Annotated in this window: 15 protein-coding genes and 2 tRNA genes; 15 read left to right on the top strand and 2 right to left on the bottom strand. The window is 55.1% G+C overall.

The genetic code is table 11. From position 1 onward, the window contains the following. Window positions 1-84 precede the first annotated feature (84 nt). The 6 genes from ABNS66_RS02485 to ABNS66_RS02460 all read left to right on the top strand — a co-directional run bounded on the left by ABNS66_RS02485 (window position 85) and on the right by ABNS66_RS02460 (window position 6,006). A complete protein-coding gene (locus tag ABNS66_RS02485; protein ID WP_286694845.1) occupies window positions 85-597 on the top strand; it encodes an SRPBCC family protein in 513 nt (170 codons plus the stop codon). Continuing rightward, window positions 597-1,160: a nitroreductase gene (locus tag ABNS66_RS02480; RefSeq protein WP_286837744.1), complete on the top strand. Its 564-nt coding sequence runs from the start codon at window positions 597-599 to the stop codon at window positions 1,158-1,160. Before ABNS66_RS02485 ends, ABNS66_RS02480 begins: the two co-directional genes overlap by 1 nt. Next, window positions 1,157-1,987 (top strand): crotonase/enoyl-CoA hydratase family protein, encoded by an 831-nt coding sequence (locus ABNS66_RS02475; RefSeq protein WP_286837737.1) that lies wholly within the window; start codon window positions 1,157-1,159, stop codon window positions 1,985-1,987. Before ABNS66_RS02480 ends, ABNS66_RS02475 begins: the two co-directional genes overlap by 4 nt. 126 nt (window positions 1,988-2,113) lie before the next feature. After that, on the top strand, window positions 2,114-2,689 hold the full coding sequence (locus ABNS66_RS02470) for a lysophospholipid acyltransferase family protein (RefSeq protein ID WP_204997004.1): 576 nt from the start codon (window positions 2,114-2,116) through the stop codon (window positions 2,687-2,689). Between the two features lie 65 nt (window positions 2,690-2,754). Next, window positions 2,755-4,911, top strand: a complete 2,157-nt coding sequence (locus ABNS66_RS02465) for a PQQ-dependent dehydrogenase, methanol/ethanol family (RefSeq protein ID WP_286837738.1) — start codon at window positions 2,755-2,757, stop codon at window positions 4,909-4,911. 75 nt (window positions 4,912-4,986) lie between these two features. Beyond that, window positions 4,987-6,006 (top strand): medium chain dehydrogenase/reductase family protein, encoded by a 1,020-nt coding sequence (locus ABNS66_RS02460; protein WP_286694849.1) that lies wholly within the window; start codon window positions 4,987-4,989, stop codon window positions 6,004-6,006. Window positions 6,007-6,471: 465 nt separating this feature from the next. Here ABNS66_RS02460 and queD read toward each other — a convergent pair whose 3' ends face one another. Continuing rightward, window positions 6,472-6,837 (bottom strand): 6-carboxytetrahydropterin synthase QueD, encoded by a 366-nt coding sequence (queD, locus tag ABNS66_RS02455; protein ID WP_286694850.1) that lies wholly within the window; start codon window positions 6,835-6,837, stop codon window positions 6,472-6,474. Window positions 6,838-7,082: 245 nt separating this feature from the next. Between queD and ABNS66_RS02450 the strand changes: the two genes are divergently transcribed. The 4 genes from ABNS66_RS02450 to ABNS66_RS02435 all read left to right on the top strand — a co-directional run bounded on the left by ABNS66_RS02450 (window position 7,083) and on the right by ABNS66_RS02435 (window position 9,725). After that, window positions 7,083-7,158, top strand: a tRNA-Val gene (locus tag ABNS66_RS02450). Between the two features lie 24 nt (window positions 7,159-7,182). Next, window positions 7,183-7,259, top strand: a tRNA-Asp gene (locus ABNS66_RS02445). A gap of 182 nt (window positions 7,260-7,441) precedes the next feature. Further along, on the top strand, window positions 7,442-8,788 hold the full coding sequence (locus tag ABNS66_RS02440; protein WP_286837844.1) for a hypothetical protein: 1,347 nt from the start codon (window positions 7,442-7,444) through the stop codon (window positions 8,786-8,788). After that, window positions 8,781-9,725: a pyridoxal-phosphate dependent enzyme gene (locus tag ABNS66_RS02435; protein ID WP_286837846.1), complete on the top strand. Its 945-nt coding sequence runs from the start codon at window positions 8,781-8,783 to the stop codon at window positions 9,723-9,725. Before ABNS66_RS02440 ends, ABNS66_RS02435 begins: the two co-directional genes overlap by 8 nt. On the opposite strand, the gene ABNS66_RS02430 is transcribed toward ABNS66_RS02435, so the two are convergent. Further along, a complete protein-coding gene (locus ABNS66_RS02430) occupies window positions 9,662-10,555 on the bottom strand; it encodes a DUF1853 family protein (RefSeq protein ID WP_286837847.1) in 894 nt (297 codons plus the stop codon). The genes ABNS66_RS02435 and ABNS66_RS02430 overlap by 64 nt on opposite strands. Window positions 10,556-10,621: 66 nt before the next feature. Between ABNS66_RS02430 and ABNS66_RS02425 the strand changes: the two genes are divergently transcribed. The 5 genes from ABNS66_RS02425 to ABNS66_RS02405 form a co-directional block, all read left to right on the top strand. Continuing rightward, window positions 10,622-11,515, top strand: a complete 894-nt coding sequence (locus ABNS66_RS02425) for an NAD(+) kinase (RefSeq protein WP_027872843.1) — start codon at window positions 10,622-10,624, stop codon at window positions 11,513-11,515. Further along, window positions 11,508-12,350: a rhomboid family intramembrane serine protease gene (locus ABNS66_RS02420; RefSeq protein WP_204997011.1), complete on the top strand. Its 843-nt coding sequence runs from the start codon at window positions 11,508-11,510 to the stop codon at window positions 12,348-12,350. Before ABNS66_RS02425 ends, ABNS66_RS02420 begins: the two co-directional genes overlap by 8 nt. Before the next feature lie 60 nt (window positions 12,351-12,410). Continuing rightward, window positions 12,411-12,683 (top strand): YeaC family protein, encoded by a 273-nt coding sequence (locus ABNS66_RS02415; RefSeq protein ID WP_027872841.1) that lies wholly within the window; start codon window positions 12,411-12,413, stop codon window positions 12,681-12,683. Beyond that, window positions 12,683-13,525 carry a DUF2797 domain-containing protein gene (locus ABNS66_RS02410; RefSeq protein WP_286837849.1) on the top strand — a complete coding sequence of 281 codons (843 nt, stop codon included), beginning with the start codon at window positions 12,683-12,685 and terminating at the stop codon, window positions 13,523-13,525. The genes ABNS66_RS02415 and ABNS66_RS02410 overlap by 1 nt, the downstream gene beginning before the upstream one ends. A gap of 25 nt (window positions 13,526-13,550) precedes the next feature. Beyond that, window positions 13,551-14,625 (top strand): M1 family aminopeptidase (locus ABNS66_RS02405; RefSeq protein ID WP_348655197.1); only part of this gene is annotated, 1,075 nt, incomplete at its 3' end.

Genomic DNA, 14,625 nt, shown 5'->3' with positions numbered 1-14,625 from the left:
CATTTGTGTCGAGCAAGACAGAACGCGGGATTCATGATTGAATACTCGTCCCGTCAGGGATGCGAGAATAGAGGACGAGAATAGATGAATCACGAAGCGAGCTCTCGGGTGCTGATTAAACTGCCCAGAGATCGAGCCTGGGCGCTGCTGCAAGATCTGACGTTGGCCCATCACTATGTTCCCGGTGTGCTGCGCTGTGAGCTCCATGGTGAACAGCGGCATGGCGTCGGTGCTAGCCGTCGGGTACACCAAAAAATGGGCCGTTGGATGGATGAAACCGTTACCGAGTGGAGTGAAGGTAGTGGCTTTGTTATCCGCTTGCACCGCGAGAATAAAGGGCCTGCCGCGCCCTTTAAAAAAGCCCAGTTTCGCTATCGCCTCGAAGACGCCGGACATGGCCAAACCGCGCTGACGACCAGTCTCATGTTTGATATGCGGTGGGGAGGTTTTGGGCGACTCCTGTATCGTCGCCTGATGGCCGGCGCCTTTCGCGGAATCATCCGTACCATTAGCCTCAATATGAAAGCCTATTATGAATCCCGGGCTGACGAGCCGGTTAACCTCGCTGATACTCAGACAGTCGGAGAGGGGCAGTGATGGACGCGTTACAGTTGTTGCAACAGCGAAACTCTGCCAGCAAATTAGCTGAGCCGGCGCCGAGTGAAAGCGAAATGGCCGACGTGTTTGCCGCAGCGGCCCGTGCCCCGGACCATGCCCGCCTGCGGCCGTGGCGCTTCAGAGTGATAGAGGGTGATGCGCGCGCACGGCTTGGCGAGCTCTACGCCGATGCTGCCAAACGCCGAAACCCGACACTTGGCGAAGCGGATTTGCAGCGTTTTCGCCGCCAACCCCTACGTGCACCAATGATTCTGGTGGTATCGGCGCTCGTGCAAGCGCACCCAAAGGTGCCAAAAATTGAGCAATTACTTTCCGCTGGCTGCGCGGCACATGCGAGTCTGTTGGCGCTTGAGGCGCTGGGCTACGCGGCCATTTGGCGCACCGGCGACCACGCCTTCGACCCCCAGGTTATGGCTGGTCTGGGTATGCAAGAAAACGAAGAAGTCATTGGATTTTTATACGTCGGCAGTCGCGATGGCGCAGCCAAACCCTTGCCCGCAGTGGCGCCGAACGAATTTGTTGAGAAGTGGACTGGACTATGAATATTGTTGAACCCCCCGTGTATGAAACCCTGGCGCTGCGTATGGAGCAGCATGTGGCGTGGGTTGCGCTAAACCGCCCCGACAAAGCCAACGCCATGAATGAGGCTATGTGGAGTGAGCTTCAAGCGTGCTTTGAGTGGTGTGATGGTGAGAGCAGCGTTCGGGCTGTTGTATTGTGCGGCGAGGGCAAGAATTTCTGTGCGGGTATCGATCTGGGAATGTTTGCCGGTTTGGCTGAGGTCATGGCGAAACAGCCCGAGTTGGGTCGTCGCATCGAATGGTTTCGGCGCCATATCAAGTCCTTACAGGCCAATTTAACGGCCATTGAACTGTGTCGAAAGCCGGTAATTGCGGCGATTCAGGGGAACTGTGTCGGCGGCGGTATCGACATGGTCAGCGCCTGTGATATGCGCTTCTGTGCTGATAATGCACAGTTCTCTATCAAGGAAATCGATATCGGCATCGTTGCCGATGTAGGCACCTTGCAGCGTCTTCCCAAGCTCATTTCCCCCGGCCGTGTTAGCGAGTTGGCGCTGAGCGGTCGCAACGTGGATGCGGCGGAAGCGGAGCGCATCGGGCTGGTCAATACCGCCTATAACTCCTACGAGGAAATGATCGAGGCGGTATCAGAACTGGCGCAAAGCATTGCTCGCAAGTCACCCCTGGCCGTGCGGGGCACCAAGGAAATGATCCGTTACAGTCGCGACCACAGTGTCGAAGATGCCTTGAACTACGTCGCCACATGGAATGCGGGAATGCTCAGCCAAGAAGACGCGATGCTGGCAATCTCCGCGGCAAACGGCGAGTCGCCAGATTTTAAAGACTAGTCAGCCAAGATTACTATTCGTTTAGGAAAGGGGGATTTTGCTCGACCGAGCTTGTTCCCCTTTCTTCTGTTGGTAAACTACCTGTAACCTGCAGCGCCTTAGATGCTGCCTCGGTGATAATAATCAATGCAAAAAAATACGATTTTCAAGAGTGCGCTGATCCGCTTTTTCCTCCGGCCGTTTTTCAAGCTCACCACGCGTCTGTTGGGGTGGAAAATATTGGGTGAAAAGCCAGAGCACAAAAAATGTGTGCTGATCGCGGTGCCGCATACCAGTAACTGGGACTTTCCAACCATGATGGTGATCGCCTTCGTTCTGGGGCTGGACGTCCACTGGATGGGAAAACACACCCTGTTTCCCCGCGGCCCCCTCGGCGCCATTATGAAGTGGTTTGGTGGTATCGCCGTCGACCGTCGCAAAAACCACAATATGGTTGAGCAGATGGCTGAAGAATTCAGTCAGCGCGACGAGATGATGTTGATTATTACCCCGGAGGGCACACGCAGCGCGGTGAACCGCTGGAAAGGCGGCTTTTACCATATCGCGCAAGCCGCCGGTGTACCGGTGATCCTGGGGTATGTGGATAGCAATACAAAAACAATGGGCTTGGGCCCGGCATTTTTCCCTACCGGGGATTACGATGCTGACTTGGCAGAAATTGCCAATTTTTATAAGGGAATGCGCGGGCTTAAAAAGCAGTAGACGCGAGCGTCACGGCCCCATTCTCGACATAAATCAATAATAAACGACAGTCACTGGGGCTCACTATGACAGATCGATATCGCTGGGCAGCGTTACTGCTGACCTTCGCTAGTATGGTAGTTGGTAGCTCGGCATTTGCCCTTACCGCCAAAGAGGTGGGTACCGCCGAGATCGCCAGCAATCCTGATGAAAACTGGCTCAGCTACGGCAAGGACTACCGAGAGCAACGCTACAGCGAACTTGCGCAGATTAACCGCGACAATGTCAGCGATCTCGGGCTCGCCTGGTCGTTTGACACAGAATACAACCGGGGTTTGGAAGCAACGCCCATCATTGTTGATGGCGTGATGTACGTAACAGGCAACTGGAGTGTGGTCTACGCGCTCGATGCGCGTAGTGGCGAGCTGCTGTGGAAGTATGACCCGAAAGTGCCTCGCGAGTGGGCAAAAATGGCCTGCTGCGATGTCGTCAACCGAGGTGTTGCCGTTTACGAAGGTAAAGTCTTCGTAGGCAGTCTGGATGCGCGCTTGATCGCCTTGGACGCTGCCAGCGGCGAGGTGATTTGGGAGGTGCAAAGCGCCGATATCAAGGCCTACCCCTATACCGTTACCGGAGCGCCTCGCGTTGCGAAAGGCTTGGTATTTATTGGTAACGGCGGGGCTGAATATGGCGTGCGCGGATTTGTCAGTGCGTTTGATGCCGACACCGGTGAGTTGCGCTGGCGCTTTTATACCGTTCCCGGCAACCCCGCCGATGGCTTTGAAAACGATGCAATGCGCAAAGCTGCCGAGAGCTGGACGGGCAAGTGGTGGGAGTACGGCGGTGGTGGCACCGTGTGGGACAGCATTGTCTACGACGATGAGTTAGATCAGCTCTACATTGGCGTGGGTAACGGCTCCCCCTGGAATCACCGCGTTCGCAGCCCCGAAGGGGGTGACAACCTCTACCTCTCGTCCATTGTTGCCCTGGACCCCGACAGTGGTGAATACCTCTGGCATTACCAAGAGACGCCTGCCGAAACATGGGACTACACGGCGACTCAGCACATCATGCTTGCCGATATGGAGGTGGATGGCGCAACGCGTAAAGTGATCTGGCACGCGCCGAAAAATGGCTTCTTCTTCGTGATTGATCGCGAGAATGGCCAATTACTCTCTGCCGAGCCCTATGCCGATGTGAATTGGGCAACGCATTACGATATGGCGACAGGGCGGCCGGTAGAAACCGACATTGCCCGCTACCCAGACGGCCCTGAATTGATTCGTCCCTCATCAATGGGGGCGCACAACTGGCAGCCAATGGCCTACAGCCCCGAGACGGGTTATGTGTATATTCCTGCGATCAGCAGCTTGTTCCAGTACGAAGACGTGCAGGACTACTTGCATCGCTGGGGGCAGTGGAACCTCGGTATTCCCCTGCAACAGCCGCCGCTGCCGGACCCAATTTTGGCGCAGCTGATGACCACGAAAATGACGCGTGGCTCGCTGCTGGCGTGGGATCCGAAGACCCAAAGTGCGGCGTGGGAGCTGCCTCATAAGTTGACGTGGAACGGCGGATTGTTGGCGACCGCAGGCGGCCTTGTTTTTCAGGGCACTGCCGAGGGCGAGGTGATTGCCGTCGATGCCAAAACCGGTGACAAACTGTGGACCTTCGATGCGAAAACCGGCGTTATGGCGCCCCCAGTCAGCTACCAAATAGACGGTGAGCAGTACGTAACTATTTTGGTCGGATGGGGCGGTGCCTTCGGCTTGATTGCCGGCCTGGAAAGAGAACATGCGCCGCCACCGAGCCGGGTGCTTACGTTCAAGCTGGGCGCCTCGGGTGCCTTGCCCGACAATCCTGAAAAGCAGCTTCACGAGCCGCCGCCGAGACTGACCGAAGACGAGGCCGTATTAAACGAAGGCCGTGAACTCTATTACGCCTACTGCAGCGCGTGCCACGGCACAGAAGTTATTTCGAATGGCGCGATCCCTGATCTTCGTCACTTGCCTCGGGCATTTCATGACAATTTCAATGCCATCGTGCTTGATGGGGTAATGAGTAAGCTCGGGATGGTCGGCTTTGGCGATGTACTCAACGAGGAGCAGGCCTACGCCGTTCACGCGTATATTCTTGAGCAGGCGAATATCAATAAAGAACTTCGTGAGCAACCACAGTGGTGGCGCGATATTAAAGCCTGGTTCTTTTCTGGTTTGGCCTGGTTGGTTGGCTTACTGACGTAGCGTCGTTTAGCAAGCCCTTATGAAGAGGCCGAATGGCCTCTTTTTAGTTTGAGTGTCAGCGACAGGAGAAAAGGTATGTACCGGCGAGTGGAATTAACAGCCTTTGGTGGCCCGGAGAAACTGGTCATCAAAAGAGAAACGGCACTCCCTGAGCCCGGCGTTGGCGAATTACGCGTGAAAGTGCTGGCTGCTGGTACCGGCTTTACAGACACCATTATTCGCCAAGGGCAGTACGTTGGCGTGAAGGAGAAGCCGCCTTTTACACCTGGTTACGACTGGTTTGGTGTTGTTGATGCCGTTGGTGACGGGGTTAGCGACTTTGCGGTGGGCGATGCGGTGGCGGATATGCCAGTGATCGGCGGCTACACCGAGTATCTCTGTGTTCCCGCAAGCCAGGTCGTGCCCGCGCCGCCTAATTTAGATGCGGCGTCGGCAGTGTGTATGATTCTGTCATATACAACGGCCTACCAAATGTTGACCCGCGAGGCCAATATGCGCGAGGGGCAGAGCTGCCTTATTCACGCTGCCGGCGGGGCCGTGGGCACGGCGTTATTGGAGCTCGGGCGCCATATGGGGCTAAAAATGTATGGCACGGGCTCAGCGTCTAAAAAAGAGGTGATTGAGCGTTTTGGGGCAACCCATATTGATTATCGCAGCAGTGACTTTGAGGCGGAGATAAAGCGTTTAACCGGTGGCGAAGGCGTCGATGCGGTCTTTGACACCATCGGCGGCAAAAACTGGTCGCGCTCATACCGCTGCCTTAAGTCGGGGGGGTGTCTGGTGGGCTTTGGTGCCCTGCAACTGACAACGGGAGAGGAGAGCGTGCCCAGTGTGATATTTGGCTTTGCCAAATTGCTGGGTCTGTGGAAGTTGCTGCCCGATGGTAAGAAAACGCGGTTCTACAATATTCAAACCCGGCGTGAGAAACAGCCCGATGATTTTATCGCCGATGTAAGCGCCTTGTTTGCCATGCTGGCCGCGGGAGAGTTGCAGCCGGTTATCGCCGAGCGCGCGCGCTTGGATGACATTATTGAGATCCATCAGCGCCTTGACCGGGGTGAAATTGCCGGGAAAGTCGTGCTCGAAATGGCCTGATCCCCCCTCTATCATCGCCGGGGCCCCCGTCGCCCCGGCTTATCCGTATTTACCCTTACATGCGCTGCCTATATAACAAATTTGTTGAATAAATTCGGGGCGCGCGATTGTGTCTAACGCATTCCCTATGGTAACGCCTGAAGTTTTGCACTGAGGTTACCAGTTTTCCACATAATCTGTGGATAAGTTAGTGGGTAAGTTGTCAGTTTGTGGCGCTAGGTACGATGGAATCGGCCTTGTAACAAATTGTTCAAAATTTAGCCATTATTGCAAAAGTCAATAAAAACAATGGGTTGTGGTGTTTTTGTGATTTTTTGTATGACTTTTGAGCGCTAAGCTTGTCACATTTACTACAGCAGCCCTAACTGTGAATAAGTGTTACGTCAATAGTTGATTTATGTAACGTGTTACCAAACGCCACCATGTTGCAGTGTGGCGCACGGTAATGCTCATAGATGGTGCATTTCAGCGCGCGCCAGGGCCCGCATAGCTGCAACCGCTGGTGCAGGTTTCACGCATCTCGACCCGAAGTAGCGCAGGCAATTGCGGCTTGAGCTTCTGCCAAATCCAGATCGCCAGGTTTTCACTTGTCGGATTCTCTAGGCCGGGGATGTCGTTGAGATAGTAGTGATCCAATTGGTCGATAATCGGCTTAACGGCAGCTTTGATATCACCGAAGTCCATAATCCAGCCAGTGTGGCTATCAGGTTCCCCGCCGACCACTATGCGTAATAGAAAGCTGTGCCCATGCAGTCGTGCACATTTGTGCCCTTCGGGAACGTTGGGTAGGCGGTGAGCGGCTTCAAAAGTAAATTCTTTGAAAATTTCCACAGATTAATCTCTGGCTGAACGAGTGGGGCGGCTATGGTAATCAGCTGTGTATAAGCTGTACAGCATGCCGCTAAATCCAATTGTTCATTTGCTGTGCAGAATGAACAATTAATGAGCTTCCTTTTGTACGAAAAATAAGCGAAATCAGTTGGATAGCGTTTTTTTCATAAAATTTTAAAAAAACTTATCGGAGAGGTTTGACAAGAAAAGCGATTACTGTAGAATGCGCCTCACTCGATTGAGAGGGGTGATTAGCTCAGCTGGGAGAGCATCTGCCTTACAAGCAGAGGGTCGGCGGTTCGATCCCGTCATCACCCACCAAATCGATCGAGTGTAAGAGTATGCGGACCGGTAGTTCAGTTGGTTAGAATGCCGGCCTGTCACGCCGGAGGTCGCGGGTTCGAGTCCCGTCCGGTCCGCCAACTTTAACACGCTAAAGCCTCTCTTTAGCGCCATGTAAAAGACCTCCTTTCTTCTATACCTATCTTCTTTTTCAAGTTGTAAACTCCGCAATCTGTTGTGTCACAATTCTATGTCGTGTGCCCTTTGTGTCGCCGATTTAGCGCTATATTACTGCTAGTGAAGATTTGTTGTGGAGAGTTCTGTGTCGGCACTTACCGAAGCCATTATGTTTATTCGCGACGGCGAGGTTGTGAAGGAGATGTTCTTCGCCGAGTTCGAAGCGGTGCTGGACGACGTTGTCGGTGTGCCAGATTTTGCTGGGCAGCAATTGCAGGCAGTGTTCGTACAAATCAACACAGAAATGAAAATTACCGGAGCGGTTTTTTTTGTCATCAGCTTTGACAAGCGCGGCCGTATCACCGGAAATTGGAATATCCCGCTTCGCCACTTACTTGATCATGCCAGTTTCGGCCCCGACCTGGGTGGGGGTGTAACGAAAGTTGCTTGTCACAGCGCTTGCCCGGTGTCTTGGTATCGCAATCAACTCTGGGATCCAGTAATGGAAGGGCACCAGACCTTCTCGGCTCTGGTCGCCGCGGTGCAGCGCAACCGCTTGGGTATTGTCAGCGATGCCCTGAACACCGGGCCCGAGCAAACAACGGTATCGGATTTCTTTCGCCGCCATGTACCCCCGCAGCGGGGCGATGCGGAGCCGTCGGTTTCCGCGGCGGCTGACTCGGCTACCCCCATCTTCCATCGTCGCTATCGTGAGCGGCTCAAGGCCTTAAAGAGCGCGGAGCAGTTGCGCCTGGCAACAGTGCAGCAAAAGCATCAGTCACGTTTTGAGACCGCTGAAGAGGAGTTCAGTCGCCAACTAACGGAAAAAAATGACGAGCTTGCGGCGTTAAAGGAGATGCTGGCGGGCGAGGTGGCGCAGCGGCGTCAACTGGAGGCCAGCCTAAATAAGCAGCAACAGCTGCTCGATGAGCAAAAAACCGAATATGAAGGGTTGCTGGAGTCGGCAGGCAGCCAGGGTGCTTATTCCGAAGAATTAGAAAAATTGCGCAAGAGCTATGAGAAGGAACTAAAGCTTAAACTGCAGCAGCAGGCGGTGGAATTTGAAGAGCGCTTGAATCGCCGTGAAAATGAGCTATATCAGCGCTCCACGGAGATTGTGGAGCTGCGCAGTGAGCTGAGCCGATTGCGAGAGCAGAATCGAGAGCTGTTGCTCAATGACGACAGCAAAATGCTGCAAGATATGGCTGAGAAAGGCGTTGTGTTTGTTGCCTATCACCCGGGTATTGAGCACCTGGTGATCGACCGAGAAGAAATGCCATCGTATTTGCGCGACCCGCAGTCATTTGCCGCCCACCGCTGCGAGGTGAGTGTGGAGCGCTATCAGCGTTGGTTGCAGCATTACCGGCTGCCGATTTGTCGCCACCAAAATCCCGCCGGCGAATACTGTGGGCAACCGCTGATTAAAGTAATGCGCCCCAAGTTATTCCGCGAAGGGGAGAGCGACCGCTGCAAAGATCATCGCGGTGGCTGAGCCCCTTATTCAACCGCTTGACGCTTATCACTCTCCCAAAGTGGATATGCTGCGTCTGGATCGCTTTGATGCGCTGGCCCCTGGGAATAAGTGGTTCAAGCTGCGCGAAAATATTGCCGTAGCCCGAAAGCAGGGCGCGCGGTGTTTGGTGAGCCTGGGTGGTGCGTATTCCAATCATTTGCATGCCTTGGCGGCATGGGGGCACCACAATCGCTGGCCGACGGCGGCATTCATTCGCGCGGATGAGGCTCAAGTGACGCCCTGCATGGCAGACCTTCGGCGCTGGGGTATGCGCCTGGTTCATCTGAGCCGCAGTGACTACCGTCGACGGCATGATCCTGAATATATCGCCAGTCTCCTGCGCGGCTTTGATCGTCCGTATTTTATTCCCGAGGGCGGTGCCAATGCGCCCGGCGCATCGGGTTGCGCGGATATCGCGGCGCTGCTGCCAGACTGTGGTGCTGACTATTCATTGATTGTTACGGCCTGTGGAACAGGCGCAACGCTTGCGGGATTGGCGTCGGCGGTTGCGGGCTCGACACGTATATTGGGTATACCCGTTCTCAAGGCCGAGGCTTTTATGGCGCGCGATATTGCGCAAATACTTGACGACTTGGGTTCGCCGCGAAAAAACTGGCATCTGGACCATCGTTTTGCGGGTAAGGGCTTTGGTCGTGTCAGTGATGAGCTGAGCGAGTTTATTCTGCGCTTTGAAGCACAGCAGCGCGTGCCCCTTGATCCGGTTTATACCGCAAAGCTTTGCTTTGCCGTCGACGCGATGCATAAGCGCGGTGAGTTAGCGGGGGAGTCCCGGGTGCTGGTTATTCACTCGGGGGGCTTGCAGGGGAGAAGTGGCCACCCAGCACTCTTTAATCAATCTGTGTTGGGGATTAGCGGCCAATGCTCGGGGACAACGAAGCAGCGCTCTAACTTTTGATTTATCAACATTTGCGGGCGCTTGGTCGCCAGCGCGAGCGCTTTCTCGATGCCCTGGGTTTGCTGGTAGTCTGCCGATAGCCAGTGAGGCTTTTCTAATAGGCGCCATGTTGCCTGCTCTTTTTCGGTTTTCTGCGTGGTGAATTGCTGAACCGAAAACCACGTTCCCTTGGGGTGGTCGTTATTGAGACAGGCGCTTGTAGCGCGTTTCCCTTGTGGATAAAACAGGACGCCAGCCACCCTCAGTTGCGCTTTGCAGTGCTCGATACCGACATTTGACATGGCTAACGCCCCCTCCGGGCTGTTAGCTAGCGGTAGCTGGTGAGTTTGCAGTCTCTCGAGCTTGCGGTCGAGGCGATCTGCGCTATTGGGCCCCAGCCACGCCGATAGCGGAATGTCACCCGGGCGCGTGGCGAGAAAGAACTTAACCGCCAGCTCCAGGTGGAGGCTCTGCTGCAGGGTGTGGTCGTGATAGAGGATATCGAACTCGCCCAGGGTTCGGCCGCGGGCATTTCGGACGGGTAAGTTGTGAGCGATCAGTTCGGTGCTGCGATCCTGTTCGAGAAAAAAGTGCCACAAGGACTCGAAGACCAGCCCTAAGCGTGGGCTTTTGCAGCGCTCTTGTAGGTGTTTTCGCAGTGGTTGGTCGTCGTTGTCCAGCGACTGCAGCCATGCCATTCGCTCGGGGGTGAGCGCAAGCGCTGGGTGGTCGCCGATGTTGACCAGCGGCGCTGAAAAACAAGCCCATGCCAGGGCGCGAGTATAGGGCGAGACGAAGTGCTGTAGGTCTAATGGCTTGATAGATCGGTATCCTGGTTTGCTCAGACGCACACAAGGTTTGCATTGTATTCACGTGGGCTGGTTATAATGGCGGCCCCGCGCATGGCAGCAGTAATTATGGAACAGTTCCGCAATATAGGGGTCATCGGCCGAGAAGGCAACGGTGTCGCCGTCACGCTTAAACGCCTGTTGGACTATCTCCAGCAGAGAGAGCTCAGCGCCGTACTCGACGAGCAAATCGCCGGTTTAATGTCTGGTCATGGCCTCCGGGTTTGCAGTCGCCGGATGATCGGTGAAATTTGCGACTTGATCATTGTGGTGGGCGGCGACGGTAGCTTGTTGGGCGCCGCGCGGACCTTGGCGCGACACAATGCCCCGGTGCTTGGCGTGAACCGCGGCCGCTTGGGGTTTCTCACCGACATTTCACCCGATGAAATAGAGAGCCAAGTTGGCGCGGTATTGGATGGCCATTACCGCCTGGAAAAGCGCTTCCTGTTGGACGTGGAACTGATGCGCGGTGGTGAGCGCGTAGGTAAAGGCGACGCCCTCAACGATGTGGTGCTCAACTCGGGCACCAGCGGCCATATGATGGAGTTCGAGCTATTTGTCGACGGCGAGTTTGTCTACCGCCAGCGATCCGATGGTTTAATTATCTCAACACCCACGGGTTCTACCGCGTACTCGCTGTCTGCCGGCGGCCCCATTATGCACCCGCGTTTGGATGCTATCGTCATCGTGCCAATGTTCCCGCACACCCTGAGCAGTCGCCCTATCGTCATTGATGGCAAAAGCGAAATAAGCATGGTGGTGTGCGACTGCAACACCGCGCAGCCACCGGTGACGTGCGACGGCCAGTTGCGCATGACCAGCCAGCCGGGCGATGTGATTACGGTGCGTAAAAAGCCGCACCGTATGAAGCTCATCCACCCCCTTGATCACAGCTTTTATGCCAGTTGTCGCGATAAATTGGGCTGGGGGGCGCATCTGCCTGCCGGGGATGACGATGACTGAGTACTATATCGCGCTACGCCTTCCTCTCGATGAGAATTTAGCCGACTTTTCTGCTTTGCTGTGGCAACAGGGTGTTGCTCACCACATTGCTGAAGAGGGAGGGAGTCAAATTCTTCGCGTCGGTGATGAGGAACAGGTTGCCGTTGTGGCAGAGCTCTACCAAAAGTTGCGCAGTGGTGAGCTGCACATTACTCGCCACTCAGTGGCAGCGCCTCAGCCAGTGCAGTCGCGCTCACTTCGCCAGCGGCCTGCGGTGGCGGTGTTGTTGTTACTCAGTATTCTGGGGGCGCTGTTACCGGTTGTGGATAGCAGCTTTCGTGCGGTGTCTTCGCTGAGCTTTTACCCCTTGGATCTCGGCGCGGGTAAGATTGTCGCCGACTGGCCAGTTGGGCAGTGGTGGCGGCTGTTAACCCCGATGTTTCTTCATTTCGGCCTGCTGCATATTGCCTTTAATGGCCTGTGGTTATGGGAATTGGGCGGGATGATTGAGCAGCGGCAGGGCAGTGTGACGCTGCTGGCGATAGTGATACTTATTGCAGCGGCTTCAAACATGGCGCAGGCGATGATGTCGGTGTCGCTATTTGGCGGTATGTCGGGCGTTATCTACGGCTTGCTTGGCTATATCATTGTTTGGAATCGACTGCGGCCAGCCGAGTCACTGCCACTGGTAAAGGGCGTTGCCGTGGTCATGTTGGTGTGGCTTGTGGTGTGTATGGCAGGCTTTACCCGCCTGCTCGGGCTGGGGGAGATCGCCAACACTGCCCACCTTTCCGGCCTGATTATGGGCGTATTGCTCGGCATTGGCGCATCGTTTTTGCGGCGCAAAAGCGTATAAGCCAGCACTACTCACTCTGTTATAATTCTCGTCTTTCACGAGCGGCCTGTGGAGGGCGCTATGGATTTTGAAAAACTCATCGATAACTTGGATCCGGCGATTTATGCCTCGCTTAAGCGCGCGCTGGAAATTGGCAAATGGCCGGATGGCCGCGTGTTAACCGACGAGCAGCGAGCGCATTGTATGGATGCGGTTATCGCCTACGACCACCGCCGCAAGCCCGAAGAGCAGCGGGTGGGGTACATTGATAAAGGCAGTAAATCCGAGGGGGATAGCTGCGACGGACACGGCGATAACGGCGCTGAAAAGCCGATAAAGTGGGCCGACTCCTGATGGCTTTATCGAATGTAGCCGGGGCCGCATCGAAAATGCGTACCGCTCTGGAAGATAACGAAGCCCAATACACACTGACGCTGGGGCAGCAGTCGGTGCCAATGAATCCGCTTATTGGCAGTCGTGTGACGCTGGCCTACCAACAGCAAATTCACTGTGTGCACTGCGGCCGCTTGTCCAAGAAAAGTTTCAGCCAGGGGTACTGTTATCCCTGCTTTCAGCGCCTGGCGCAGTGCGACAGCTGTATTGTCAGCCCCGAAAAGTGCCACTATTTTGAAGGCAGTTGCCGAGAGCCTGAGTGGGGCGAGGCGCACTGCATGATCGACCACATCGTGTACTTGGCGAATTCGTCGGGGGTGAAGGTGGGAATTACCCGCGGTACTCAGCTACCGACGCGCTGGATCGATCAAGGTGCAGTGGCGGCGCTGCCGATTTTTCGGGTGAGCAATCGATTGCAGTCCGGCCTGGTCGAAAGCGCTTACAAGGCGCATGTGGCCGATAAAACCAGCTGGCAGGCGATGCTGAAGGGCACGCCTCCTGAACAGGATCTGTACGCGCGCCGCGACCAGCTCGCGGAAGTCTGTGGCGACGAGATCGACGCACTGCAGAAGCGCTTCGGTCTGCAGGCTATCCAAACTATCGATGATGCGGACGTTCAGCATATTCGCTATCCCGTGGTGGAATATCCCACCAAGGTGAAGTCATTTAATCTCGACAAAGTCCCCCTTGCAGAAGGCACCTTAATGGGAATTAAAGGTCAGTATCTGATCTTCGATACCGGTGTGATTAATATTCGTAAATACGGCGGTTACCAGCTGGAGTTGAGCAGTCCGGCTCTGTAGATCATCCGCCTTTGAGGAGAGCAGTATGCGCGACGCGCAGCCCAGTACGATTTACCTGAAAGACTATCGCGTTCCCGACTATCTGATCGACAAAACGTCCCTCAGTTTTCACCTGGGTGAGCGCTCTACCGAGGTAACATCGCGCCTGACAATGCGGCGCAACCCCGCCGCGCAGACGGCTTCGCAGAGCCTGGAGTTGCACGGTGCTGAGCTGGAGTTATTGTCGCTGGTGATTAATGGGGATGTTTTACCCGAGGGCGACTGGGAGCAACAGGGCGAGCTGCTTTGTATCCATCGTGTGCCCGAGGCCTTTGAGCTGGAGTGCAAAACGCGAATATATCCCCAAAAAAATACCTCGCTGGAGGGGCTGTATAAATCCAGCGGTATGTTTTGCACACAGTGCGAGGCAGAGGGCTTTCGCAAAATTACCTATTATCTGGATCGACCCGATGTGATGTCGGTGTTCGATGTAGAAATTATTGCTGACGCGGATGCCTACCCGGTGCTGCTGTCCAACGGCAACTGCACCGCTACCGAAACACTCGACAACGGCCTTCACCGCAGTGTGTGGCACGACCCGTTTCCGAAACCCGCCTATTTATTTGCCCTGGTGGCTGGAAAGCTGTCGCGTATCAGCGACAGTTTCACCACCATGAGTGGTCGTGATGTTGCCCTGCACATTTATGTAGAAGAGAAAGACCTCGATAAGTGCGATCACGCCATGCAGTCGCTGAAAAATGCGATGCGTTGGGACGAGGAGGTCTATGGTCGGGAGTACGATCTCGAGCTGTTTAATATCGTCGCCGTTGATGACTTCAATATGGGCGCGATGGAAAACAAGAGCCTGAATATCTTCAATACCTCCTGCGTGTTGGCAAAGCCGGAAACGACGACCGACGCAGGCTTTCAGCGTGTGGAAGGGGTTGTTGCCCACGAGTATTTCCACAATTGGTCCGGGAATCGCGTGACGTGCCGGGATTGGTTTCAGCTTAGTTTGAAGGAAGGCTTCACCGTTTTCCGGGATGCAGAATTTTCCGCTGACATGGGATCGCCGACCGTAAAACGCGTCGAAGACGAGATCGGAAGAGCGTCGTGTAGGG

Origin of the sequence: uncultured Spongiibacter sp. (genome assembly GCF_964011655.1) — a bacterium.
Classification (GTDB): Bacteria; Pseudomonadota; Gammaproteobacteria; order Pseudomonadales; family Spongiibacteraceae; genus Spongiibacter; species Spongiibacter marinus.
Note: the sequence above shows the minus strand (reverse complement) of the source record. Positions and strands in the feature narration are given on the sequence as shown.

Excerpts from the sequence above, each read along its gene's own strand:
- ABNS66_RS02485 (WP_286694845.1), top strand. The coding sequence starts at position 85 with ATGAATCACGAAGCGAGCTCTCGGGTGCTGATTAAACTGCCCAGAGAT.
- ABNS66_RS02480 (WP_286837744.1), top strand. The coding sequence starts at position 597 with ATGGACGCGTTACAGTTGTTGCAACAGCGAAACTCTGCCAGCAAATTA.
- ABNS66_RS02475 (WP_286837737.1), top strand. The coding sequence starts at position 1,157 with ATGAATATTGTTGAACCCCCCGTGTATGAAACCCTGGCGCTGCGTATG.
- ABNS66_RS02470 (WP_204997004.1), top strand. The coding sequence starts at position 2,114 with ATGCAAAAAAATACGATTTTCAAGAGTGCGCTGATCCGCTTTTTCCTC.
- ABNS66_RS02465 (WP_286837738.1), top strand. The coding sequence starts at position 2,755 with ATGACAGATCGATATCGCTGGGCAGCGTTACTGCTGACCTTCGCTAGT.
- ABNS66_RS02460 (WP_286694849.1), top strand. The coding sequence starts at position 4,987 with ATGTACCGGCGAGTGGAATTAACAGCCTTTGGTGGCCCGGAGAAACTG.
- ABNS66_RS02425 (WP_027872843.1), top strand. The coding sequence starts at position 10,622 with ATGGAACAGTTCCGCAATATAGGGGTCATCGGCCGAGAAGGCAACGGT.
- ABNS66_RS02420 (WP_204997011.1), top strand. The coding sequence starts at position 11,508 with ATGACTGAGTACTATATCGCGCTACGCCTTCCTCTCGATGAGAATTTA.
- ABNS66_RS02415 (WP_027872841.1), top strand. The coding sequence starts at position 12,411 with ATGGATTTTGAAAAACTCATCGATAACTTGGATCCGGCGATTTATGCC.
- ABNS66_RS02410 (WP_286837849.1), top strand. The coding sequence starts at position 12,683 with ATGGCTTTATCGAATGTAGCCGGGGCCGCATCGAAAATGCGTACCGCT.